At 49.6% G+C, this 22,717-nt stretch carries 20 protein-coding genes; 8 read left to right on the top strand and 12 right to left on the bottom strand.

All coding sequences use genetic code 11. The features are described 5' to 3' along the window. The first annotated feature begins 406 nt into the window (after nucleotides 1–406). A complete protein-coding gene (locus tag FN808_RS07735) occupies nucleotides 407–1,945 on the top strand; it encodes a TolB family protein (RefSeq protein ID WP_142713981.1) in 1,539 nt (512 codons plus the stop codon). A 267-nt stretch (nucleotides 1,946–2,212) separates the two neighbouring features. On the opposite strand, the gene FN808_RS07730 is transcribed toward FN808_RS07735, so the two are convergent. Together FN808_RS07730 and FN808_RS07725 are read right to left on the bottom strand one after the other, a co-directional pair. Continuing rightward, on the bottom strand, nucleotides 2,213–2,749 hold the full coding sequence (locus tag FN808_RS07730) for a thioredoxin family protein (RefSeq protein WP_142713980.1): 537 nt from the start codon (nucleotides 2,747–2,749) through the stop codon (nucleotides 2,213–2,215). A 74-nt stretch (nucleotides 2,750–2,823) separates the two neighbouring features. Then, on the bottom strand, nucleotides 2,824–3,696 hold the full coding sequence (locus FN808_RS07725; RefSeq protein WP_142713979.1) for a transporter: 873 nt from the start codon (nucleotides 3,694–3,696) through the stop codon (nucleotides 2,824–2,826). Between the two features lie 343 nt (nucleotides 3,697–4,039). Here FN808_RS07725 and FN808_RS07720 point away from each other — a divergent pair, with 343 nt between their 5' ends. Then, nucleotides 4,040–5,155, top strand: a complete 1,116-nt coding sequence (locus tag FN808_RS07720; protein ID WP_142713978.1) for a DUF3179 domain-containing protein — start codon at nucleotides 4,040–4,042, stop codon at nucleotides 5,153–5,155. A gap of 956 nt (nucleotides 5,156–6,111) precedes the next feature. Here FN808_RS07720 and FN808_RS07715 read toward each other — a convergent pair. The 3 genes from FN808_RS07715 to FN808_RS07705 form a co-directional block, all read right to left on the bottom strand. After that, entirely contained in the window at nucleotides 6,112–6,681 is a 570-nt protein-coding gene (locus tag FN808_RS07715; RefSeq protein ID WP_142713977.1) for a carboxymuconolactone decarboxylase family protein, read from the bottom strand. Between the two features lie 99 nt (nucleotides 6,682–6,780). Further along, nucleotides 6,781–7,362 (bottom strand): TetR/AcrR family transcriptional regulator, encoded by a 582-nt coding sequence (locus tag FN808_RS07710; RefSeq protein WP_142713976.1) that lies wholly within the window; start codon nucleotides 7,360–7,362, stop codon nucleotides 6,781–6,783. Nucleotides 7,363–7,488: 126 nt separating this feature from the next. Then, nucleotides 7,489–8,703 carry an anhydro-N-acetylmuramic acid kinase gene (locus tag FN808_RS07705; RefSeq protein ID WP_142713975.1) on the bottom strand — a complete coding sequence of 405 codons (1,215 nt, stop codon included), beginning with the start codon at nucleotides 8,701–8,703 and terminating at the stop codon, nucleotides 7,489–7,491. Between the two features lie 75 nt (nucleotides 8,704–8,778). Between FN808_RS07705 and FN808_RS07700 the strand changes: the two genes are divergently transcribed. Continuing rightward, entirely contained in the window at nucleotides 8,779–9,030 is a 252-nt protein-coding gene (locus tag FN808_RS07700; protein ID WP_142713974.1) for a hypothetical protein, read from the top strand. 76 nt (nucleotides 9,031–9,106) lie between these two features. Then, nucleotides 9,107–10,810: a pyridoxal-phosphate dependent enzyme gene (locus tag FN808_RS07695; RefSeq protein WP_142713973.1), complete on the top strand. Its 1,704-nt coding sequence runs from the start codon at nucleotides 9,107–9,109 to the stop codon at nucleotides 10,808–10,810. A gap of 31 nt (nucleotides 10,811–10,841) precedes the next feature. Here the strand turns inward: FN808_RS07695 and thrC are convergent, their stop codons facing one another. From thrC to FN808_RS07665, 6 genes are read right to left on the bottom strand one after another with little or no spacing between them, the layout of a single operon-like run. Next, complete coding sequence (gene thrC, locus FN808_RS07690) at nucleotides 10,842–12,146, bottom strand: threonine synthase (RefSeq protein WP_142713972.1); 1,305 nt, start codon at nucleotides 12,144–12,146, stop codon at nucleotides 10,842–10,844. Continuing rightward, entirely contained in the window at nucleotides 12,133–13,089 is a 957-nt protein-coding gene (locus FN808_RS07685; protein WP_142713971.1) for a homoserine kinase, read from the bottom strand. Before FN808_RS07685 ends, thrC begins: the two co-directional genes overlap by 14 nt. Nucleotides 13,090–13,093: 4 nt before the next feature. Next, nucleotides 13,094–15,565, bottom strand: a complete 2,472-nt coding sequence (gene thrA, locus FN808_RS07680; RefSeq protein ID WP_142713970.1) for a bifunctional aspartate kinase/homoserine dehydrogenase I — start codon at nucleotides 15,563–15,565, stop codon at nucleotides 13,094–13,096. A 58-nt stretch (nucleotides 15,566–15,623) separates the two neighbouring features. Beyond that, nucleotides 15,624–16,466, bottom strand: a complete 843-nt coding sequence (locus FN808_RS07675) for a 2,3,4,5-tetrahydropyridine-2,6-dicarboxylate N-succinyltransferase (protein WP_281280765.1) — start codon at nucleotides 16,464–16,466, stop codon at nucleotides 15,624–15,626. After that, nucleotides 16,445–17,329 carry a 4-hydroxy-tetrahydrodipicolinate synthase gene (gene dapA / locus FN808_RS07670; protein WP_142713969.1) on the bottom strand — a complete coding sequence of 295 codons (885 nt, stop codon included), beginning with the start codon at nucleotides 17,327–17,329 and terminating at the stop codon, nucleotides 16,445–16,447. The genes FN808_RS07675 and dapA overlap by 22 nt, the downstream gene beginning before the upstream one ends. Beyond that, nucleotides 17,326–18,003, bottom strand: a complete 678-nt coding sequence (locus FN808_RS07665) for a dihydrodipicolinate reductase C-terminal domain-containing protein (RefSeq protein WP_142713968.1) — start codon at nucleotides 18,001–18,003, stop codon at nucleotides 17,326–17,328. Before FN808_RS07665 ends, dapA begins: the two co-directional genes overlap by 4 nt. A 129-nt stretch (nucleotides 18,004–18,132) precedes the next feature. On the opposite strand from FN808_RS07665, the gene FN808_RS07660 reads away from it, so the two are divergent. The 4 genes from FN808_RS07660 (at nucleotide 18,133) to FN808_RS07645 (ending at nucleotide 22,143) form a co-directional block, all read left to right on the top strand. Then, nucleotides 18,133–19,386 carry a DUF819 family protein gene (locus FN808_RS07660; RefSeq protein ID WP_142713967.1) on the top strand — a complete coding sequence of 418 codons (1,254 nt, stop codon included), beginning with the start codon at nucleotides 18,133–18,135 and terminating at the stop codon, nucleotides 19,384–19,386. 183 nt (nucleotides 19,387–19,569) lie between these two features. Further along, nucleotides 19,570–20,769: a serine hydrolase gene (locus tag FN808_RS07655; protein WP_142713966.1), complete on the top strand. Its 1,200-nt coding sequence runs from the start codon at nucleotides 19,570–19,572 to the stop codon at nucleotides 20,767–20,769. A 160-nt stretch (nucleotides 20,770–20,929) separates the two neighbouring features. Next, a complete protein-coding gene (locus FN808_RS07650; RefSeq protein ID WP_142713965.1) occupies nucleotides 20,930–21,421 on the top strand; it encodes a hypothetical protein in 492 nt (163 codons plus the stop codon). After that, the gene (locus FN808_RS07645; protein ID WP_142713964.1) at nucleotides 21,418–22,143 is read left to right on the top strand and encodes an SAM-dependent methyltransferase; all 726 of its coding nucleotides are present in this window, start codon (nucleotides 21,418–21,420) and stop codon (nucleotides 22,141–22,143) included. The genes FN808_RS07650 and FN808_RS07645 overlap by 4 nt, the downstream gene beginning before the upstream one ends. Before the next feature lie 59 nt (nucleotides 22,144–22,202). Here the strand turns inward: FN808_RS07645 and FN808_RS07640 are convergent, their stop codons facing one another. Next, nucleotides 22,203–22,583 carry an ankyrin repeat domain-containing protein gene (locus FN808_RS07640; RefSeq protein ID WP_142713963.1) on the bottom strand — a complete coding sequence of 127 codons (381 nt, stop codon included), beginning with the start codon at nucleotides 22,581–22,583 and terminating at the stop codon, nucleotides 22,203–22,205. Between the last annotated feature and the right edge of the window lie 134 nt (nucleotides 22,584–22,717).

The raw sequence follows: 22,717 nt of genomic DNA, 5'->3' as shown, positions 1-22,717 counted from the left end.
CCTAATAAATGGGAGCAACACAGTAACAGCTTATTTTACTCCTTACGGACAAATGCTGAAGCTTATCCACCCGCAGATACCGGACCAGGAAAAGAAAACAACTTTCTGCCATTCCCTACCAGTCGTATCCCTTCCCGCATCAATACTGTTTTCTTTCCACCTTACAACGACGGCATGAACCAATAACCCATGATGGAAATTTTTATTTCAGGACTGTTTGTCAAGCACTACATCAAGACGGGTAAATCCTTACAGGCATCTTGTCAATACTCCCATTTTGTATTTCTTTTCAATTGTCTAACATAATTTCTAATCCATAACCATCTGTTTATACCCGGGTTAAGTGAACAAATATACAACTGCACTCCGGTTTTAGAGAGCTCTTTTACCATATCAAGGGATTCCAATGATCATACGACCAATCTTATCCAAAACTGCCGAAGCCCTAACGGGCGTTATATTACTGCTGCTTGTGCTGAGCAGCGCTACCAGCTGTGACAAATCCAATGCTATTCTCTCAGCTACCATGGATGCTGACAGCCTCGATTCAGTCTCAGTGCAAAGATCTTTCGCCCGAACAATGAGCATATTGGGAACGGAAATACAGATCACTACTGATCTACGGCATCAAGTTGCCCCGGCCATATCGGGCGATTACCTCGTGTGGGAGGATAGCCGAAGCGGTGACGGAGACATCTATCTTTATGACCTGTCCACGGCCACCGAATCGCGTATCACCACCAATCCGGCACAACAGGGTAAGCCGGCCATCTCCAACGGTCGTGTTGTTTGGGTCGATGAACGCAACCACGAAAACGGTGAATCTACGTTTAATGCAGATATCTACCTGTATAATTTGGCCAACGGTACCGAATTTCAGATTACCACTGATCCGGCGGGTCAGTTTGTCCCCGCTATATCGGGCAATCAAATCGTATGGGAAGATGATCGCAGCGGCAAGGTGGACATCTATCGGCATAACCTGACCACAGCCACCGAATCACTCATTGCCACCAGTCGTGCAGGCAGATACTTTCCCTCTATCTCCGGAGGACGCATTGCCTGGATAGATGATCGAAATGGTGCCCCCGATATCTATATGTACGACCTGGATGCTGCAACCGAGTTGCCTGTAACCTCTGACCCCGCGGAACAATATCATCCTTCCATCTCCGGAGAACATATTGTGTGGATGGATAATCGTAATGGCAACTGGGACATCTACCTGTATAATTTGACTACCGGTACTGAATCGCGCATCACCCATGATCCGGCATCGCAAATGAATCCATCCATCTCAGGAAACCGTATTGTCTGGATAGATAATCGAGACGGCAACTGGCACGTCTACTTGTATAACCTGATCTCTGACACCGAATATCGTATCACCACGGATCAGGCTTTGCCAGCAAGTCCAGTCATCTCCGGTAACAACATTGTATGGGAAGATTTTCGCAATGGCAACTGGGATATCTACCTGTATAAACTTATAGAAAGACCACTATCGATCACCAGCTTCCTCACCGGTAGTGGCTGGATCGATTCCCCCGCCGGTGCCTATCCGGGTGCCCCCGGCCTGTCAGGGGGCATGAAATTCGAGATCGTATCCAAATATCAGCCGCGCTTCCAAACACCAAACGGAACCATCCGGTTTGTATTTGAAACAGGAGATTTCAAATTCCACAGCTCCTCCCATGACTGGCTGGTGGTAGACGGGGCTAAAGCACTCCTGAAGGGATCCGGTACTGTTAATGGGAATGCCGGCATCTGTTCCTTCCTGATCAGCGCTGTGGATGGCTCTTTGAACGAAGGGAATGAGAGCGACAAAATACGAATAAAGATCTGGGATGAAACGGGGATAATTTATGACACCAACCAGGGGAATGCCGATGATGCCAATCCAACTATGGAAATTACAAGAGGAGATATTACCATTCATCAATAGGGAAAGCTGTAAATAGAATCTACAGATAAATTGCGGGATAACCCGGCCACAGCCCGGTCCCTGAGGAACCCACCAGCAGTGCTAAAAAGATGGGGCTACGGCTTATGCATCTTCTCGATGTAGCAGCTTATGTAGAGATTGCCCTGGCCTGGTCACAGACATGAAGCATAACATCATTATCACGGGTTCACGATTGATCCCTCCTACTCCATCAGTCGAACTGCTTCTTTCAATCCACAGAGAACTCTCGAAACCGGATTGGATCTGCTAATATTCTTCATAGGAAAGATTCAAATAAGCTTCTGTTTGAATATAGCGCAACAACTTCAAAAACACACTCCTATTCATAAATCCGGCTTTACTGCCAATAATTGACTTATTTTGATCCAAAAAAATAACTGTTGGTGTTGCCTGCATTTTCATTTTTTTGCTAAACGATCTTTGCGTCACTGCCCTACCCTGGAAAACCATTTTTTTACCAGAATCGATATTAATCCGTACATAGTAGAAATGCTTCTCTAAAAACGTTTGGATAGTTCTGGCCGCAAAGACCTCCCTTTTCATTCTCTTGCATACCGAACACCAGTCTGCCTCCATGAAAAGAAGTATCTTTTTATGGTTCACCGTTGCGAGTCGGGCGGCCTCACTGAAACTATACCATTTCAAATTTTCGTCATCTATTCGCCCTTGACCAGAAGCCGACATGGGGGTAGACAAAAGGTATCCAACACAAGCAATGATACAGAGAAGTTCCAACAATAATCGATGATGATATTGTTTCTCAGGTCTTCTATTAATCATCATTTTCAGTTAACCAAATTTAGAAGTTGAGGCGGTGTACACTAACCCAGCCTATGAAACAAGAACTTCATTATCATTTATCTGGAACCGGGGTGCCCATAGTTAAATCCCGTTTCCGATTTATTGAAATAAAAGAACAGAGATCCTGACAGGATGTATGAAGTTGTTGGCTGCGTTCCTTTCAAATTCTGATAGAGCGGAATTTCTCCATTAAGCTGAATGCTTAACCGGTCCGACAAAGGGTACCCAACTCCCGGCCTGAAATTCAGCCACTCTCCTCCTGTATTGGGTAACACATTTCCATTGCGTTTGTCAGAGCTGGTCGTTCGATATTTAACAATGATACTGTAGGAAAACCTATCAGCCATCGGTCCGGATACCCCTAGAACAGATACAAATTCATTCCCAAATTTGTACCGGTCAGAGGCATTGAATCGCGTGTTCGTGCCGGTTGATCGGTAACTACCATTCATATGTAGATTTATATTGGCAGATCTGAAAGTCCTTGAGAACAAAAACCAGCCTACGCCATCCCAGGCCCCGGTGCCGGGTTGCATATCGGCATTCAGCGATAAGCCATTCGACTGCAATGAGGTTTTTGCAATTGGTATTTTAGCCCCTGCCCCCACGCTTAGCTGGTATGGATTCCAGAGACTTTGATTAAGCAGATTATATTTCAACATCAACAGACCATCGCCAATCCCCTGTGTTGAAGTCGTCTCTTCTCCGCTGGAATTCTGAAGTCCAGTCGTTCTTTGCTTGTTGATAAATGTAAGCGTGCCCGTCACGAAAAAATGATTACTCAGCCCATAATTAACCTCCAGCAGCGCGGTGTTCGTGATTCGCTGTTGGCTCCGGTTGGTTAGTTCCTGAGTTCCATTATATAAATCTGAAATATTATTGTGCTCCCAGGTCAACCCCACCAGCAAATTCCCTTTTGATACCGCCATGTATGACTGCGAACTGATAAGGGGCGCTCCAGCACAACTGCATGTTTGGGCTGTAGCAAAGGATGAAACCAAAAATACAGACAGCAAAATGATAAGAAATACCCGCCTCCTACGGAGACGGTCCCTTCCGGTTCGACTTTTTATTACCTGCATCATCATGCCAGAACGTTACTTTCAAAAGAAACTACTCCTTTGCAAACCAACAGTTATATACCTGTTTACTTATATGTGATGGCTTTAGAGGACCACTTCTTACTAAAAAGTAAGATCCTGTTGTTTTAAAGCATCTCTGTACTACATGAAAAAATGATCATTTACCATTCCCGTATGTGGGGTAAAACATATGCCACTCCAAAAATTTCTTTTTTTTCCTCTGCTGGTTGTATTTTTAGCAAGCTGTAGTCAAACCACCTCAAGCAATTTTTCTGAAACTACCAGCAACGACTGGCTGGTTTCGGAAGATGAAATAGTTGACGGAGGCCCTGGCAGAGATGGGATCCCCTCCATCGACCAACCCATTTTTGCCCCGGCCAATCAGGTCACCTACGTGCAGGACGATCGACTGGTCATTGGCATAAAAATAGACAATGAGATCAAAGTCTATCCGCATCAGATCCTGGACTGGCATGAAGTTATTAATGATCGCAGTGGTGAAACGTATTTTTCACTGACGTACTGCCCGCTTACCGGGACCGGCATTGCATGGGACCGAACGGTAAACGGCGAGGTGGTTGAATTTGGCGTATCAGGTTTATTATACAGAAATAACCTGATTCCATACGACCGTTCTACCAATACAAATTGGTCACAAATGCAAATGCGAGGTATTCAGGGAGCGCTCAAAGGAAAACACTTGCATACCTATCAAGTAGTACAGACAACCTGGAAGACCTTGAAAATGATGTATCCGGACTCCCGCGTTCTGACTACCCAGACCGGATATAGTCGTTTTTACCGGGGCTATGCCTATGGAGAGGATTACCTGACGGATCACAGCGATATCTTATTTCCAATAAAAAACCAGGATAAGCGATTACCCAACAAAACCATTGTACATGCCGTCTTCCTTTCTCAGGGAACAAATGTAAATTCCAATATCCAGGTATTTCCTGTTAATTCCATGGGTGATAGTATCCAAGTCAATAATGTGGATACTGAAAATAATTCCTTCGTAACAGCAGGAAGTGCCAAATACAGCTTCGTCGTAAGCTTCTCACGCACCCTGCCCAATGGTACCATTTTTGATTTTGAAGCTGTCCAGGATAACCTGCCTGTAATCATGAGCGATCAGGAAGGAAATAAATGGACCATCTTCGGTGAAGCAGTGGACGGGCCCAGAGCCGGAACAAGGCTCAATGCGGTCACTTCCTACAATGGCTATTGGTTTGCTATTGCTGATTTCTTTCCCAGTTCCTGTATCTACCCCCTCACAATTTGTAAACAGATCATCGATAAATAGACGGACTACCCTTCATCTTCGTCCTGCCTCAGGTGATCTCCAAGAAAAAGATTATGCGACATCCGGGGTGATTTGATTCAGGCCTTATCCTGGCCCTTTTATGAGAGGTTTGAAGAGCTATTACAAAAAATTCATACAGAGCATCTGAGGCAACCCCTTATACATACGCATTTCAAAAACCGGATTGGTCTGTTCTATTGTAGATGTCGTGCAACGTGGCCTATTAAAAAATTCTTGACGACATCGATTCGTTTCGGGCCGAAAAAGAACCTGTCACTTGACCTCTGCAAATCACATCGATCACTGCCTATCAATAATATTTTCATGGAAAATAGAATTCATACAATGAAATGAATCTAACAGCTTCAGGAGAAAGTATCGATTCACACCGAAAACTCCTGCAAGTATGTCCCATGTGAATTCCAGGAACTGGTCGTTAAACGGTTTCCCGTGAAAATACGGGTTGACAAGAACACTTATTTCGCTTCAGTACCTGACCAGGAAAAAGCAGCAATTGGAATGACTTCATTGCAGACACCTCCAGAGAAGCCGCTGAAACGGACTTCCCGGCCTTCAAACAAACGATGGACAAGATCGAGCGGGGATGCCCCCCCCTTAATCGCCAGCAATATGAGGCTTCCATATCACTGAGGACGCCCATGTTGTTGGAAGTCACCGGGAAATAATTGGCAAGTTCCTGTTCCAGCACGAACTATTTGAGCATAATTGCTTCCTCCTTCAAATAAAGTGCGGGGCAGCGTACCGCATGCGTAACTGCTGCACTCCATTGCGCTCTTTGCAACATAAGTGAAACCTGCCATCAACAGGGCTTTTCGCCCATACCATGAACAAGAAAGGCCCGCAAACCTCCCCTGTTCTTTTTTCACCGAAAATTGATGCTTTGTTTCTGTTCGACCGCTATAATGCCTCCATCACAACGGGGACGAAGACCTTATCTAATCGCTCCAGGAATGATCAGAAAAAACCTTATCCACAGGTGTCTGAACAATGTGATTCATATAATTAGAAAATGTCTTAACGCCCACTGCCGTAATAATGCCCAGAAGGTGCTGTTCCTCGTAACCCGCATTAAAAAAGGCATCCAATTCTTCTTTCGCCGGACGACCCCGATTGACCACCATACTTCGGGCCAGTAAACTCAATGCCGCCAGCCGGGCATCGGGGACCTCCTTGCCCTCGCGAATGGCTTCCGTCACTTCTTCAGGTACATTGGAAGCATTCTCTGCCAGGAAGCTGTGCGCTGCCATACAGTAGTGACAACGATTCTCAAAGCTGATCGAAAGCAGAATAACTTCCTGCTCGACCGGAGAAAAGCCGGCCTGTTCACGGAAGGCATTGTAAGAACGATAATAGGAATTCAACAGAGAGGGATTTTGGGCCATGTATTTATACATATTGGGGACAAAGCCCAGGTTATCCTTTGCCTCCTGTAGTAATTCCTGTGATTTAGCAGGTGCACTTTCCAGTGTTGCTGGTTCCAGTGATGCTGATTGTTGGGTACTCATATTAATACGGGTTAGGTTTTAATTAATATCTAAACATTCGCTTAGAAATAAGATCATACAACACTGAAGATTATCAAAGCGTTCGTTTAGATTAAAAACCTATTTTTCCAGTGAATCCATAACAGCAGATATGAAAGCGTTATGATACGACCGTTCCATAACCTTCGATGAGAGAGACAATCCTTCCGTACAAGTGACAAGGTACTGCGCCTTTCTACGCAAATTGATATCATCAGCCAGCAGGCCCCGCTGATGGCTCTTTTTCAACAACTCAAGAAATATCTTTTCCATCATATCAAAATACTCCTTGAGCACTTTATGTATCTCATGATCTGAAGAGCCTATTTCTGCAGCCGTATTGGCTATCAAGCATCCGCTGGGTGACTTTGCACTTTGTATGGTATCTACAAAAGTCTTAAAAAAACGGCGAATATCCTCCAGGTCCCCATCGGATCGGATAAGAACCTGCAGGATACCTTCACGCATATATTTCCGATATCTTTTTAATGCCTTAACAAACAGCGTATGCTTATTTTCAAAACTTGAATAGATCGAGAACTGGTTGATGCCGAGCTCTTTTTCCAGCAGTCGAAGTGAAGTAGAGCGATACCCGTTTTTCCAGAATACATGCATAGCTTTCTGCAGGACTTCTTCAGGATCGTACTGTTTCTTACGTGGCATACCTTTTTAGCTGGTTGAGTAATCTTCATTGCACAATAACTGAACTTATCCGTTCTGCATCTAATTCAAAAATATTTCAGCTTCCAAAGATGGGAAAATTTCTTCTGCTTCGTCTACAACAATAAGTCAGTTTTCTTTACCAGTTTCACAGTCGGGAACAGAAATTTTACCAAAATGCAGCTTCCTTTCGGGCTGCTGGGGATCGATGTGGAACCCCTTACCCGACAGGGTTTCGTTGGCCAGCACGGCAAAACAGACCGCCTCCTTGGCATCGGCATTAAAATACTGTTCACTGAAGGAGGAAAAGGTAGTTTCCGGGAGTTTCTCCTCCAGATTATCCATCAAGAAATGGTTGTGGATGCCTCCACCACTGACCAGTACCTGCAGGGGTCCCGAGCGGGGAATAGCTGCCACAGCCTCAGCAATGGTATCGGCGGTAAGCAGCGTCAGTGTTGCCAGCAGATCTTCAGGCTTCAGGTCTGCCGTACCCGACTGCCGCTGGGCTTGGGAAACATATTCCCAGTTGAATCGCTCAGGCCCCGTCGTCTTCGGCAGTTCCAGATCAAAATAAGGATCGGCTTTCAACGCACTCAACAATGGCTCGTTCACGGTTCCCTCCCGGGCCACAGCACCTCCCTGGTCAAACGGGCGGCTGAGACAGCGCCGGGCTGCCTTGTCCATCAGCGTGTTGCCGGGACCGGTATCTCCACTCACTTCCACCGAAGATGAAGAAACCGCCGGAAGATACGTAAAGTTGGCAATCCCCCCGATATTAAGCAGCAGCCGATCCACCGCAGCATCGGTAAAAAGCACCCGGTCAACCGGGGCCACCATTGGCGCTCCCTCCCCCCCGGCGGCCGTATGTTTCTGGCGGAAATCACTGATCGTGGGGATACCGGTGACCTGTGCAATGTGATCACCATCGCCTATTTGAAGCGTGGCGTGGGGAAAGCCGGGACGCTCATGCTTGTTGACAGGGGCGTGATAGATCGTCTGCCCGTGACTGGCAACACAGTCAACATCCGCGGGCTCCCATTCCCATTTCTCCAGGGCCTCCAAAATTACCCGGCCTGTAAAATTGCCAATAACACTGTTCATCAGGCAGACATCCTCGAGGCTGCACTGGGATACAGAGACAATGTCTTGCAGCTGCTCTTTCATCTCAGGTGTATAAGGCCGGGTACTAAATGCCAGCAAATCCACCTCGGTATTGGCTCCGTGCCCCGTAATACGGCACAGCGCCAGGTCAAGGCCATCCATGGAGGTACCGGACATCAGGCCCAGCACCAGCTTTTCGTTCTTGGAACTGAGGCTGGCCAGGGTGCTTGTAAGAGAATTCATCAATTGATTGGCTATTCAGGATTACGTATTGTTCAGCTGAAAAATAACACGAACCATCGAACACACAACTTTTTTATGGACGAATTCAACGAATCCGATTATGAAGCCTATGAGCAGGACATCAAACTGCTGGTGGACACGCTGCGAAAGTGCTTTAATGCGGACAAGGCCCGTTACAATATTGTCGGTCACCAAAACGCGCTTTATATTGAAATAGCAGGCCTCGACATGCTGACATCCGAAGAAATTTCAGACGTTGCCGAACCCGTGCTGGATGAGCTGGATTTGGACTTCGATGAAATATCGCTCCTGCCCCTGAAAAATTAATACCGCTGCAGTTCAGATTAACGGATCTTTTCGTTAGCATTAGATATTACAAGCCACTAAACGAAGCACATTACCCATGCCTACAGCCACTACCGGCTATACCCTCACATGCGTTGCCAACGGTCACCTGAATTCCGAAAGGGAAACGACCACCTACTGCACCCGGTGCGGCAGTGTGCTGCGGGTTCATTACGACCAGCCTTCGGATGATCTCAAATACCCGTTGAAATCGATTGTGCCGGATCCCCTGAAAACACATCCCACGGCCCTGAAAAAGCTGGATCGCCTGTCGGAGACCTACGGTGCTGATCTCTGGGCGAAGCTGGAGTTTCAGCATCCCACCGGCTGCTTCAAAGACCGCGGAAGCTATATCGAAGTGCAGAAGGCCCTGGAGCTCAACGCCGATGCGATCTGCCTGGCCTCGACCGGCAACATGGCGGCATCAGTAGCCGCTTACGCCTGTTATTTTGAAATACCCTGCTTCGTCTTTGTACCGGAAAAGACCACCGAAGCAAAGCTGGCACAGGCCACGATCTTTGACGCCAACATCATCCGCATCAAGGGATCTTTCAGCACCTGTGAACAGCTCTGCCGCGAGTTTGCCAAGTCGGGCAACTATTACCTGGCCGGTGACTTTGTGTTCCGCGAGGAGGGACAAAAATCGTTTTCCTATGAGCTTTTTGAACAGGGCGGCAGCGAAATTGATTTTATCTTTGTCCCCATTGGCTGCGGCACCAACTTCAGTGCTATTTTCAAGGCATACAAGGAGATGAAGGAGGGTGGACTGGTAGATCAAATTCCCAGATTCGTGGCTATTCAGCCCGACCAGAGCTCGCCCGTGGTTGAAGGTATTTTTAAGAAAAAGAAAATTATCAAAGAACAGGTCCAGACCATGGCCAGTTCTGTGGCCGTACCCGACCCCGTGGATTTCGATAAAGTGTTTGAGGGTATCGACCAAACAGACGGCCTGGCAATGACGGTGACGGAAAACGAAATCCTGGATGCCCTCAAGGAGTTTGCGGTTGTAGAGGGCCATTTTGTAGAGCCGGCGGGGGCGCTTCCGCTGGCTGCCTTCAAAAAAAAGCAGGATCTATTCCGGCAAAAAAAATGCCTGCTCGTTGCCACCGGTACGGGATTCAAGGATACAAAAGTAGTTACCAAGCATTCCCTGAACTCACCCGTTCTCTCAGCCGACCTCCAGAAGGTCATCAATTACGTGAACTCCGGCTTTATTGAGATGCAGAAGGATTCATGGGGTAAATCGAGGGATACCTTCATGGCCAACCTCAAGATGGACAAGGAGCACGAACGGCTTTACAACAACTATGTATCCAAGATCAACAAGAAGGGCAAGACCCTCAGCAACAACGAGATTGAAGCCCTGCAGTCGCTGATCTTCGATGAAGACATCGACCTCGAATATCCGGTGGAAGTGCTGGACTACAAACTGATCATGCGCAAGCACGGGCTTGTTCATGCAACCGTAAAACTGGACCTGGAAGGACGCGAGGTAATTTCGGAGGCCAAGGGAGTGGGGCCGATTGATGCGATCCTTACGGCCATCCGTCTGGAAACAGATAATGTTTTCCCGCTGGAGGTGGAGAACCATGAAGTTGATATTCTGAGTCCCGACACCGACTCGCTGGTCATGGTTACCCTGACTTTGTCTCACGATAACCGCCAGTGGGTTTCCAAGGGCGCTTCTCCCGACACCCTGGAAGCGGTCATCCAGGCATTTACCAAAGGGCTGGCCATCGCCATGAAGAGTGCCACAGCCTGAAGCATGTTATCAGTCACACCGGCCGTGCAACTCAATACTGCCCGTTCAGAAATGTCTTGAGGGCCTGGAAGCTGGCTTCCAGCTCAATGCTCTGCTTCTCTTTTTCGAGGCAGGCTGCCAGTCGATCGGGCATGGTTACCGAATGCTCAATCACCGGTTCGATGATATCCCTGAATTTGGCCGGATGGGCCGTCGACAAAATCACAACCGGATGGTCGCTCTGCTTCTCCTTCCTGTACTTACGGGCCGCCAGGTAGCCTACCGCCGTATGGGGATCGAAAATATAATCGAACTCCCGGAATCCCTTCCGGATCGTCTTCTTCGTTGCCTCATCATCAAAAGAGGCGGCCCAAAGATGTTCATTCAATGTTGTCATCTCCGGGTAGAGCGCCCGAATGCGTTCCAGGTTGCTGGGATTGCCAACATCCATCGCGCTGGAAATCGTCCGCCGGGAAGGCCTCGGGACAAATGAACCACTGGTCAGGAAGCTGGGAACCACATCATTCACGTTGGTTCCTGCAATAAACTGATGCGCCGGCATCTTCGTCCTTGCAGCCATCATCCCCGCTGTCAGGTTCCCGAAATTACCGCTGGGTACACAAAAATGAACGGGGTCCTCGCCCTCATATTGGGCTAATGCCCGTCCATAGTAGAACATCTGGGGCAGCAGCCGGGCGATGTTAATGGAATTGGCGGAACTCAGCCTAAGATCTTCGCGAAGTTCTGCATCCAAAAAGGCATCCTTAACCATTTTCTGGCAGTCGTCAAAGGTCCCGTCAACCTCAAGTGCCGTGACGTTATTCCCAATGGTAGTCAACTGCTGTTCCTGAAGTTTGCTTACCTGGCCACTGGGATAAAGCAGGCATACATCAATGCCCTCAACCCCTTCAAAAGCCCGCCCCACTGCGCTGCCGGTATCCCCGGAAGTAGCCACAAGAATGACCATCCTCCGACCTTTGCGCCGGGCCTGGTAACTCATCATCCGGGCCATAAAGCGGGCGCCAAAGTCCTTAAACGCCAGCGTTGGCCCGTGAAAAAGCTCAAGCACATATGTGTTGTCATGCAGATGGACCAGCGGAGCATCAAAGGACAAGGCATCCTCAACGAGGGGGGTCAACTCATCGCCGGGCACTTCGGGAATGAATGCCTGAGAGAGCACCAGTCCGATATCCTGTATCGATTTTCCACGGATCTCATTCCACAGCTGCCCTAACAGTGAGGGCCAGTGGTCCGGCATATACAGCCCACCATCCGGGGCCAGACCTTGTTCCATAGCTTCCAAAAAACGAACTGACGGGGCCTTTCCCCGGGTGCTTACAAACTCAATCTTTGACATCAATTACCTGTGCTCCTTTTGTGTTAATCTGGGATATATATTCGTCGGACGGCAAGCCGATATCATCCAGCCTTGACTTCATGGCCCTGCATACGCGCCGGGCACTCTCCTCGCCCGGGGTCAGGGCAAAGATGGACGGCCCAGAGCCGGCAATGCCCGCTCCGATCGCTCCTTCGGCAAGAGCAGACTCCTTGACCGAATCGTAACCGGGGATAAGGACCGATCGGATAGGTTCAATGACCACATCCTCCATTGAGCGGGAAATGAGATCGATATCCTTGTTTATTAACCCCGCCACCAGTCCACCGACGTTGCCCCACTGCTTGACGGCCTGTCCCAGCTGAATATCGTTCCGCAGGATCTTGCGAGTATCCTCGGTCTTAATTTCGATATGGGGATGTACGACGACCCCATGCAGTGACTCCGGGAAGGGGAGGCCAAAAATATCAAGGGGTTCGGTGCTCCGAATAAAGACAAAGCCTCCCAGCAGCGACGGACCTACGTTATCGTAGTGGGCAGTCCCGCAGGCCACCCGTTCTCCTTCAGCCGCAAAAGGCAGCAGTTCCTTGCGACTGAACGGTTCGCCCAGCAGCCGGTTGATCGCCAGTACGGCACCGGCCGAACTGGCAGCACTGGATCCCAGTCCGCTACCCAGCGGCATTTGCTTGTGCACCTCGATTTCCACGCCGCTTTCAAAGCCCACGTGCTCAAGGAATTTCTGTACCGCGACACTGGCCGTATTCTTTCGGGCATCATGCGGCAACACCCCCTCGTCGCCCGTTATGGACTTAATAGTAACGGTATTTTTATCAGACCGACGCACCACAATTTCATCGCCGGGGGTTCCCATCGCAAAACCCATGACGTCAAAACCGCAGCTTACATTGGCAACACTGGCCGGGGCAAAAACCCGGACTTCCTTATGTTTAAATTTCAGGTTCATTGGCTTACACTATTTTATTACTGAAAGCTGGCACGTTGCTTATTCGCAGGATGTCAGCCAGGATACCGCCGGCCGTAACTTCAGCTCCGGCCCCGGGCCCTTTGACCACCAGCGGGGTATCACGGTAATGCATGGTATGGAAGGCAATAATATTATCGCTTCCCGAAAGCCCACTGAAGGGATGATCCGCATCAATCTCTTCCAGCCCCACCGTGGCTTCCCCCTTCTCATAACGAGCAATATAACACAGCCGATGCCCCTTCGAAGCCGCCTCATCATATTTCTTTTTAAAATCGTCATCAAAGTCAGCAAGCTTTTCAAAGAAGCTATCGATGCTGTCAGCTTCGCGCGCCGGTTCCGGCACAAGGTTCTCAATAACCAGGTCACTCATCTCTACTTCAAAACCGGCTTCTCTTGCCAAAATAAGCAGCTTCCGGGCTACATCCATGCCGTTCAGATCCTCGCGGGGATCGGGCTCGGTATACCCTTTCTGCAGGGCCCCCTTGACCACTTCACTGAAAGGGATTTCCCCGTTGTAGGTGTTGAAGATATAGCTGAGGGTTCCCGACAGCACGCCCTCGATCCTGGTAATCTCATCGCCGGCCAGGACCTGCTCCTTCAAGGTCTTCACGACGGGCAGCCCGGCGCCAACATTGGTTTCGTACAGGTACATCACATTATATTCAAGGGCCAGCTCCTGCAGTTCCTGGTATCTTTTAAGCGGACCTGAATTCGCCTTTTTATTGGCCGTCACCAGGGAGAAATTGGCCTTCATTACTTCCGGATAGAAGTCGGAGACTTCCTCACTGGCCGTACAGTCGATAAACAGGCTGTTGGGAAGGTTGAGCTCGTCGGCTTCCTCCAGAAATGCATTGAGACTCATCGGCGTACCCTCCGACTCCAGCCGGTCGGGCCAGCCGGTAAACGGCATACCCTCCTCCTTGATCATGTAATTTCTTGAGTTTGCAATACCGCATAATTTCAGCTCAATATTGTGTTTCTCATAAAGGAGATCGGCCTGTCTCTGAAACAGTTCCAGCAGCTTGCTTCCGATCAGCCCGATGCCGATCAAAAAGAGGTTGACGGATTTAATCTCACTCAGGAAAAAGGCATCATGGATGGTATTCAGCGTCTTGGCCAGGTCGTTGTTCTTCACGACCACCGAAATATTGCGTTCAGAAGAACCTTGAGCGATAGCCCGCACGTTGATGCCGTTGCGTCCCAGTGAGCGGAAAAAACGTCCGGATATGCCGGGTGTTCGTTTCATGCCCTCGCCTACGGCCGCTACAATTGAACAGTTCGGCTCCTCCTTGATCTCATCAATCACTCCTTCCTCAAGCTCGCGCCTGAAATGAGTTCCCAGTGCCTGCATGGCACGAGAGGCCTGATCCGGCAGCACGGCAAAGCAGACTGTATGCTCTGAGGAGGCCTGGGTAATCATGATTATATTCACCTTCGCATCAGCAAGTGCCGTAAAAATACGGGCGGCAAATCCGCTTACGCCGACCATGCCACTCCCCTTCAGCGTGATGAGGGTCACGTTATCGATCGAGGATATTCCCTTGACACTTGATTTGACGATCTGTGCCTCTTTCGTGATGACCGTTCCTTTTTCGCCGGGTTTAAAGGTATTCTTAATATAAATAGGGATTGCCATTTCCATAGCAGGGTGAATCGTCGGAGGATAAATAACCTCGGCTCCAAAATGGGAGAGCTCCATCGCTTCCTCGTAGGAAAGACTTCCGATGGGCAGATGCCGGCCCACTTTCCGCGGATCAGCCGTCATGATGCCTTCTACATCCGTCCATATCTCTATAGCTTCAGCATTAAGCGCCGCACCGACCAGCGAGGCCGTATAATCAGATCCTCCCCGCCCGAGCGTCGTAGTCTCCCCGTTCTCCGTAGAGGATATAAAGCCGGTAATCACTCCCACAGTATCGCTTTTTCCAAGCCGCCTGCGAATATTTTCATAGGTCTTCGCAATCAAAACCCGGGCGTTGCCAAAATCGTCGTTGGTGACAATCATCTCACGCGCATCGACATACTCTGCTTCCACGCCGCTGCTTTTCAGTGCCTTGCTGATGATATAGGCAGAGAGGCGCTCGCCAAATCCCAGCACAAAGTCGCGGGTACGTGCGGTAAGTTCATGCGTCAGGGAAACGCCGTGTAACACATCATCAAGCTCATTCAGCAATACCTTGAGTTCCGTCAGAACGGTACTCTGCTCCTTGACCCCGATGAGTTTGCGAACAATCTCGATGTGCCGGTCTTCAATGGCTTTGAGTTGATCGCGGTACGTCTGATTTCCGTCAGACGCCTCCTCGACCATCTGCTGCAAGGTGTTTGTTACGCCACGAAAAGCAGAAACGACAACCTGGATACGTCCTTCTTCCCTCTTCCGGGAAATAAGTTTTAGAACTTTTCTGATAGCATCTTCTGATCCTACAGAAGTACCGCCGAACTTTAGAATGCGCATGTTATGTTAGCAAATATAATTAGACTATAGCCATTAATAATGAAGGTTCACGCCGCCATCAGCGCAGAGCATCCTCCAGCTCAAGGGAAGCATCACTTTGAGCATCCCGGTATTTAACAATCATCGGGCACGCCATACTGAGCCCCTGTCCGGCCGCCCACTCGCTGCTCATGGGCCGCGTGCCCGGAATCACGACGGCTCGTTCCGGTATGGCTGCGCCTTTTTCCAGTATCTTCTCATTTACACAATCGTAGACCGGGATCGATTTTGACAGGGTGACTCCAGGTGCGATAACGGCTCCTTTCTTGACAAGTATGCCTTCAACGATGACGGCGCCGGCACCAATAAAACAGTCATCCTCGATCACCACCGGACTCAAACCCACCGGCTCGAGAACCCCCCCAAGCTGAACGCCGGCGGAAAGGTGCACATTTTTTCCCACTTGTGCACAGGAACCGACCAGGGCGTGGCTGTCGATCATTGAACCTTCATCTACATATGCACCTACATTGACATAAGCCGGCGGCATGATGATAACGCCGGGCGCAATATAGGCACCGCGCCGTACCGAAGACCCACCGGGTACCAGACGAACATTATCTGCAACCTTGAAGCGGCGCGGCGGCAGATTGTGTTTATCCACGAAACCGTCATAAATACCGGAATACTCGGTATTTTCACCTGCTCCAAAAGAATCCAGGATGGCCTCTTTTACATCCACGTTGGCCTCCCAGCCATCCCCTTTAGGTTCAGCAGCACGTGCTTCGCCATTCTCAAGCTGTTCCAATACCGTTTCCCAATTGCTCTTGCTCATTGTATTCAAAAAATTAGTTAAGATTAATTCTTTTCTTTCCTTCCAGGCCTTGGGAAAGGCCCGTATTAATTCGTTTTCTCGTACCAATTGCGAATCATCTGGTCCGCATTTTTCAACAAACTTATGTCTTTCACCTCATCTTCGGTTAACGGCGGACGCAGCCTGGATGATGAGATCCATCCCTTCTCCTCCAGCAGCACCTTGACCGGTACGGGGTTTGGTGCCTCAAAAAGTATGTCCGAACACTCCTGCCAGAGCGGAAGCAATTCAGGGCCGCGCCCGGCAAGGGCCCATTCCACGTAGCGGTGTACGGCCTCGGGCCAGACATTGGAAGCCACAGAAACCAACCCCTTGCAGCCGGCCATCGCAAAAAATGGCGTCAGCGCATCATCTCCGCTATAAAAGGCCAGTTCAGGAGCACTGGCACTGTATTTCTGGAAATCAGCAATACTTCCGCTGGCTTCTTTAACAACTTCAAAATTTGGATGGTCCTTGAGCTCTTTCAGCATTTCCACACTCATCTTCACCCCTGTCCGCGAGGGCACATTGTAGATCATGCATGGCTTGTCCGCAGCATCCAAAAGCGATTTAAACCACTGCGTCTGCCCTTTGGGACCCGGTTTGGAATAAAGCGGGGTGACCAGCAGAAAAGCGTCAATTTCAAACTGGTGGCAGTATTCGATCCACTCCAGCTGATCACGGAGGTTAAATCCGCCCACGCCCACCATGATCGGCACATCAACATTGAGGCTTGAGGCCGTTTTGACAACCTGCTTCTTATCCTCCAGTCCGAGGGCCAGGCCCTCTCCCGTACTGCCCAGTACCAGCACGCCGTTGCCGGCGGCGTCCTGTTTATGGATCAGCGATGCCAGGTCTTCCAGGTGGAGTTCCCCATTCTCATGCATCGGAGTGACTACCGCGGTCCAGGTCTGTGTGTCTGTAATCTTCATGTCTGTTCCATTATATAATCAAAAATAGTTGCAAAATCGTGAAAGCCGGGTTCAATATCCGGTTTCAAAAGCTGCTCGGCAGCCCATATCGCCCCCTGGGCAAATATTTTTCGATCATGGGCCTGATGCTCCATCCGAATCGATTCGGTCTCTGTTTTAACATCAAGCTGGTGAATCCCTTTGATGTCCCCTTTCCGTTCAGAGGTGATCTCTGCATCCTGTCCCAGCCATTCCCGCCATGAAAGGGCCGTGCCGCTGGGGGCATCCACTTTATGGACATGATGAATCTCATGAATATGAAACTCCGGATCGGTGAGTACCGAAGAGCTCTGGCCAATAACCTTCAGGCAGCGGCGGACGATGTTCATGCCCAGACTGAAGTTGGAGGCACGCAGCCATTTGATTCCCTTGTTCCTGAGCCGCTCATCCAGGTCTTCCGGCCATTTGTAGCCGGTCGTCCCCCAAGCAGCTGGAATCCCGGACTCCACCAGGGGCTCAAGCAGATCGTCAACCGCGGAAGCGGGCACAAAAAGTATCGCAGCATCCGCCTCCCTGAGTTTGTCGGCCGTTGGTTTGTTAAACTCATCAAACGGCCCAACAACCTGTTGGCCATCCAGTACTTCAACAACCTTTCCACCGGTCTTGCCGGCGCCAATCACTGCAAATTGTGTCATTTCTAATAATGGGTCAATTAAAAAATTGAATGGTAAGTATAACCTTTTAAAAGTCTATTTTCATACCATTTGCACAAATGCCCAAATATAATGTAGATTCAGGGCCTAATCACTTAAATTATTGAAACTATGCACACCTTTTTTGCCGCCCCGGTCTTTACCAATGATGCTGTTGTTTTAGGCCTCCTGCTGCTCACCCTGGCCCTGATATTCATCACCTCGAGCAGCGACAACCCAAAGTGGCAAAAGTTCTACACCTTTGTCCCCTCCCTGCTGCTGTGCTACTTCATCCCTTCCATTTTCAATTCTGCGGGACTCATTTCCGGCGAGGAATCCAATCTCTATTTTGTGGCATCGCGCTACCTGCTGCCGGCCAGCCTGGTGCTTTTGACCCTCAGCATTGACTTCAAAGGCATTATCGGGCTGGGACCCAAAGCGATCATCATGTTTCTGGCGGGAACGCTCGGAATTGTCATCGGAGGACCCCTGGCCGTGCTGACGGCCGGGTATTTTTCACCGGAGCTGGTGGGAGGCGAGGGACCGGAAGCCCTGTGGCGCGGCCTTTCGACTATTGCCGGCAGCTGGATCGGCGGCGGGGCCAACCAAACCGCAATGTACGAGGTCTTTGATCCCAGTGACAACCTGTTTTCGGCCATGGTCACCGTGGATATTATTGTCGCCAACATCTGGCTGGGATTCCTGCTTTACGGGGCCGGCATCTCCGGGCGCATCGACCGCTGGTTTAATGCCGATGCCACTCCCATCACCGAACTGCGCAAGAAGATCGAAAATTACAAGGCAAGCATCGCCAAAATACCAACCCTTGCTGACCTTACCAGCATCGTCGCGGTTGCTTTCGTTATCACTGCACTCGGACACCTCGGGGCAGATGCAATCGCCCCATGGATTGCAGAGAATGCGCCACAGTTAAGCCAGCTGAGCCTTGATTCACGATTTTTCTGGATTATTGTCATTGCCACCACCGGGGGGCTGCTACTCTCGTTCACCCGTGCACGCGAGCTGGAAGGGGCCGGTGCCTCCAAGATTGGAAGCTTATTCCTCTATGTGCTGGTAGCAACCATCGGTATGAAGATGAATGTACTTGCCATATTCGAAAATCCGGGCTTCTTCCTGATCGGCCTGATGTGGATCCTTGTTCATGTGCTTATCCTGTTCCTGGTAGCCAAGCTGATCAATGCTCCATTTTTCTTTATTGCAGTTGGAAGCCAGGCCAATGTGGGCGGAGCGGCCTCGGCTCCGATTGTAGCTTCGGCCTTTCATCCCGCTTTAGCTCCGGTGGGTGTTCTGCTGGCGGTCCTGGGATATGCCCTGGGCACCTACGCCGCCTACCTGTGCGCCCTGCTGATGCAGTTTGTAAGCTGACCAGTGTGAATTCTTACCGCCATTCTCAAGGCGACGGCTCATCTTGTCAGCGGGTGTACAGGCGGTACATGCTTCAGTTGGATGAGAGGAGATATCTCACCCTCATAATTTTCATTTTTCCTGATTTCTATTGTCAGTATCTTTATATTTTGAATTCACAATTCCAAGGTTCCATTATCATTCATGCGCATTTTAAAATTTATCGGTGTTACAGTCGGAACGCTCATTCTGGTTTTTTTAATCGTTTTTGGCTTTAATCTCGACGCCGTTATTACGCTCTTTGAGAACAGTGATGATCTCCAGGATGGGCAGGAATGGGTCTCTAAAACAACCTCCCTGAAAGGACTCACTGAATACATCGGCCAACACCCGCGCAATGTGGCTGTGGTGTCACGATCGGCAGTTAATCCTGATACCACGATTTCCTTTGGCGCCGATTCCGCACACACCATGGGGACGCTGTCAAACTTTTTCCTTCTGGCCACCTATGCCCGGCAAGTAGAAGACGGTACCCTTGATCGCGGTGAACTCATCCCGCTCAGGAAAACCGATCGTTATCAGCTTCCCTTCATCGATGCGTCCAGCCATGAAAACGCCAAGAACGCTCTTGAAAATAAAGGGGTTGTTACCCAAAACGGGAAGGTTCCTCTTCACGAGCTGGTACAGGCCGCCATTATCTACAACGATCTGGCTATCTCTGATTTTCTGTATTACAAGCTGGGGGCTGACAATATCCGCAGTACCTATGAGGTCATGGAGGTTCAGTCCACGGATCCTCCCCTGCCCTTTTCCGGCCTGTACATCACTATTAATCCCGCCACCAGCCAAACCACTTTCCAGCCCCATTACGAGAAACTGAGTGCGTTGCCCAAACAGGTCTTCCGGGATACGGTTCTGATTCACGCCCGAAAATACCAGGAGGATCCGGCATTTCGTGCCCGGATAAACGAGACGTTCGAGGCCGCACAGGGTCTCTCGATGCAGTTTTCCAGTCGCAGGGATGCCCTGGCGCTATTTCCCAAATCAACGGCCGGTGAACTTTCCCGGCTGATGCTGCAGCTTCAGCAGAACCAGCTTATTTCCCCCGCGGTGTCAAAACGTATTAAGGGCCTCATGGATTGGCTGTTTGAGCAGCAGAGCCTGAACAGTGATTTTAAGTTCTATGGCGGCCTGTACGACAACCGCATGGGGCTGCTGAATGGCATCGATTACGGGGCTTCAACCTATTCAGGGGAACCCTTCGGGCAGGCGGTCTTCTTTGATTCCCTGCAGGTAGCATTCTGGTTTCACATGAGCAGTAACCTTATGCATCAGGACTACCAGCAGCGGCTGATGTGGGACCCGGCGCTGCGTGAAACCACCCTCCAGCAAATCACCAACTAACACCAGACATGGCACAGGCAGGCAACACCGTAACAGAATCCGTCCACGGAGGAATCAAGTCACCATCTCATGGTCCATTAACAACGCTCTTATCCACGGCCTGTTACCCTGGATCTATGTTGTGTACTATGCCCTTTTCTATTAACTGAATGGATATTTTATGAAATCCTACAAATTTCTCTACCTCATCTGGCTGATCCCAGCCACCTTTCTTTTCCTGTGCATTCACCAGGCGATGGTTTGGTATGGCATCATTGAAACCTACGAAAATGGTGAGAGCTACACCGCAGAAGTCGTGGAGTTCGAGTTTAAACAGATAGCAGCCCAGACAAACGGCTATATCGTCTTGCGTTTTGAGACCAGCCGGGGAGACAACATTCAAAAGAAACTGTCCCTTCCGGTTGAAATGGCGGGGCAGCTTCAGCAGATACGCGTCGTGCCTGTCCGCTATCAACCCGGTGCATTTCAGGAGATTGTCCTCATGCCAACCTACGGCACCCAGAAAGGACTGGTGCTGACCAACCTGGCGATGGCTGTGGTTGCGCTTCTGATGACCCTCATCCTTGCGGTGGTTGTACACCGCTATGCCCACAAAAAACTGCGCAGCGGAACCGAAGAATTAGAGATCGAACGAATTGACCATTCCGTATGACCCATTCTACTTCTGATCGGGGAATCCTGTACCTTGTTCCCAACACGCTTGGAAAGACACCGGAAAACAACACCATCCCGGATTATGTACTTCGCATTATCCGCCGGCTGGATGTTCTTATCGTTGAGAATATTCAAACGGCAACACGCTACCTCCAGTGGGTGGGCGAGACCATCCCCGATTATGAAATTGATTTCCTGCTGCTCAACAAAAAAACACCCACCCATGAGATCGCTTCTTTCCTGGATCCCCTGAAAAAAGGACGGGATGCCGGTCTGCTTTCCGAAGCGGGATGTCCGGTCATTGCTGACCCGGGGGCGGAACTTATTAAAATGGCTCATGCCCGACATATCAGAGTATCACCGCTGGTTGGTCCCTCCTCCATACTTCTGGCACTGATGGGATCCGGCTTCAACGGCCAGGAATTTGCTTTTCACGGCTACCTTCCGATTGACCGGGACAAACGACGACGGGCCATCCGGAAGCTGGAAAAGAAGACTCGCAACAGCTCACAAACCCAGATTTTCATGGAGGCTCCCCACCGGAATGATGAAGTTGTCAAGGATGTCCTGGCCTGCTGTAAAAATAATACCCGTTTCTGTACAGCCACCAACCTGACGCTGCCTGACGAGCAGATCACCTCCGCCCCCATCAGCCAATGGAAACAGGCTTCGCTTCCAGCCATTCATAAAAAACCGACGATCTTCTTGCTATCGTCCTAAATAAAAAAGCCTGCTCATGACTGAACAGGCTTTTGGAAATTTTCTACTTGTAGAATCCGCTATCTTGCGCCGGCTTCTTCCAGCATATGTACAATTTTGTCGTGATGATGGTAATGGGCCTGGTCCTTGGCTGACCATCCCCGGTCATCGTGAACCTCCACATCACTGTGATGCTTAATCAGAAGTTGTACAATTTTATAATGGCCATTACTTGCAGCCCAGTAAAGAGCACTTGTCCCCCGGTTGTCCAGGATGTTAACATCAGCGCCTTTGTCGAGCAGATACTGCACGACATCCATGTGCCCATGCTTGGCAGCTTTCATCAGGGCGGTACGGTTATGTTCATCACTGGTGTTAACGTCGGCTCCTTCGGCGAGATACCTCTTTACTGCTTTAGTGTCTCCATTCTCGGCAGCTTCCAGAAAGGCATTTTCTTCCATAAATAAACCTCCGTTTCTAAATTTTAGGTAGGTATGTATTCGTATTGTAATTGATTAGTCATCCATAATCAACCCATTTAAGAGGGTACGGCATTTTTTACTGAAATAATATCTCCCAGCCGTTACCAGAGGCA

This window comes from Fodinibius sediminis (genome assembly GCF_900182555.1).
GTDB classification, from domain to species: domain Bacteria; phylum Bacteroidota; class Rhodothermia; order Balneolales; family Balneolaceae; genus Fodinibius; species Fodinibius sediminis.
Note: the sequence above shows the minus strand (reverse complement) of the source record. Positions and strands in the feature narration are given on the sequence as shown.

What these genes read in the sequence shown, in the direction of transcription:
- FN808_RS07735 (WP_142713981.1), top strand. Translation starts at nt 407, where the DNA reads ATGATCATACGACCAATCTTATCCAAAACTGCCGAAGCCCTAACGGGC.
- FN808_RS07730 (WP_142713980.1), bottom strand. Translation starts at nt 2,749, where the DNA reads ATGATGATTAATAGAAGACCTGAGAAACAATATCATCATCGATTATTG.
- FN808_RS07725 (WP_142713979.1), bottom strand. Translation starts at nt 3,696, where the DNA reads ATGGCGGTATCAAAAGGGAATTTGCTGGTGGGGTTGACCTGGGAGCAC.
- FN808_RS07720 (WP_142713978.1), top strand. Translation starts at nt 4,040, where the DNA reads ATGCCACTCCAAAAATTTCTTTTTTTTCCTCTGCTGGTTGTATTTTTA.
- FN808_RS07715 (WP_142713977.1), bottom strand. Translation starts at nt 6,681, where the DNA reads ATGAGTACCCAACAATCAGCATCACTGGAACCAGCAACACTGGAAAGT.
- FN808_RS07710 (WP_142713976.1), bottom strand. Translation starts at nt 7,362, where the DNA reads ATGCCACGTAAGAAACAGTACGATCCTGAAGAAGTCCTGCAGAAAGCT.
- FN808_RS07705 (WP_142713975.1), bottom strand. Translation starts at nt 8,703, where the DNA reads ATGAATTCTCTTACAAGCACCCTGGCCAGCCTCAGTTCCAAGAACGAA.
- FN808_RS07700 (WP_142713974.1), top strand. Translation starts at nt 8,779, where the DNA reads ATGGACGAATTCAACGAATCCGATTATGAAGCCTATGAGCAGGACATC.
- FN808_RS07695 (WP_142713973.1), top strand. Translation starts at nt 9,107, where the DNA reads ATGCCTACAGCCACTACCGGCTATACCCTCACATGCGTTGCCAACGGT.
- thrC (WP_142713972.1), bottom strand. Translation starts at nt 12,146, where the DNA reads ATGTCAAAGATTGAGTTTGTAAGCACCCGGGGAAAGGCCCCGTCAGTT.
- FN808_RS07685 (WP_142713971.1), bottom strand. Translation starts at nt 13,089, where the DNA reads ATGAACCTGAAATTTAAACATAAGGAAGTCCGGGTTTTTGCCCCGGCC.
- thrA (WP_142713970.1), bottom strand. Translation starts at nt 15,565, where the DNA reads ATGCGCATTCTAAAGTTCGGCGGTACTTCTGTAGGATCAGAAGATGCT.
- dapA (WP_142713969.1), bottom strand. Translation starts at nt 17,329, where the DNA reads ATGAAGATTACAGACACACAGACCTGGACCGCGGTAGTCACTCCGATG.
- FN808_RS07665 (WP_142713968.1), bottom strand. Translation starts at nt 18,003, where the DNA reads ATGACACAATTTGCAGTGATTGGCGCCGGCAAGACCGGTGGAAAGGTT.
- FN808_RS07660 (WP_142713967.1), top strand. Translation starts at nt 18,133, where the DNA reads ATGCACACCTTTTTTGCCGCCCCGGTCTTTACCAATGATGCTGTTGTT.
- FN808_RS07655 (WP_142713966.1), top strand. Translation starts at nt 19,570, where the DNA reads ATGCGCATTTTAAAATTTATCGGTGTTACAGTCGGAACGCTCATTCTG.
- FN808_RS07650 (WP_142713965.1), top strand. Translation starts at nt 20,930, where the DNA reads ATGAAATCCTACAAATTTCTCTACCTCATCTGGCTGATCCCAGCCACC.
- FN808_RS07645 (WP_142713964.1), top strand. Translation starts at nt 21,418, where the DNA reads ATGACCCATTCTACTTCTGATCGGGGAATCCTGTACCTTGTTCCCAAC.
- FN808_RS07640 (WP_142713963.1), bottom strand. Translation starts at nt 22,583, where the DNA reads ATGGAAGAAAATGCCTTTCTGGAAGCTGCCGAGAATGGAGACACTAAA.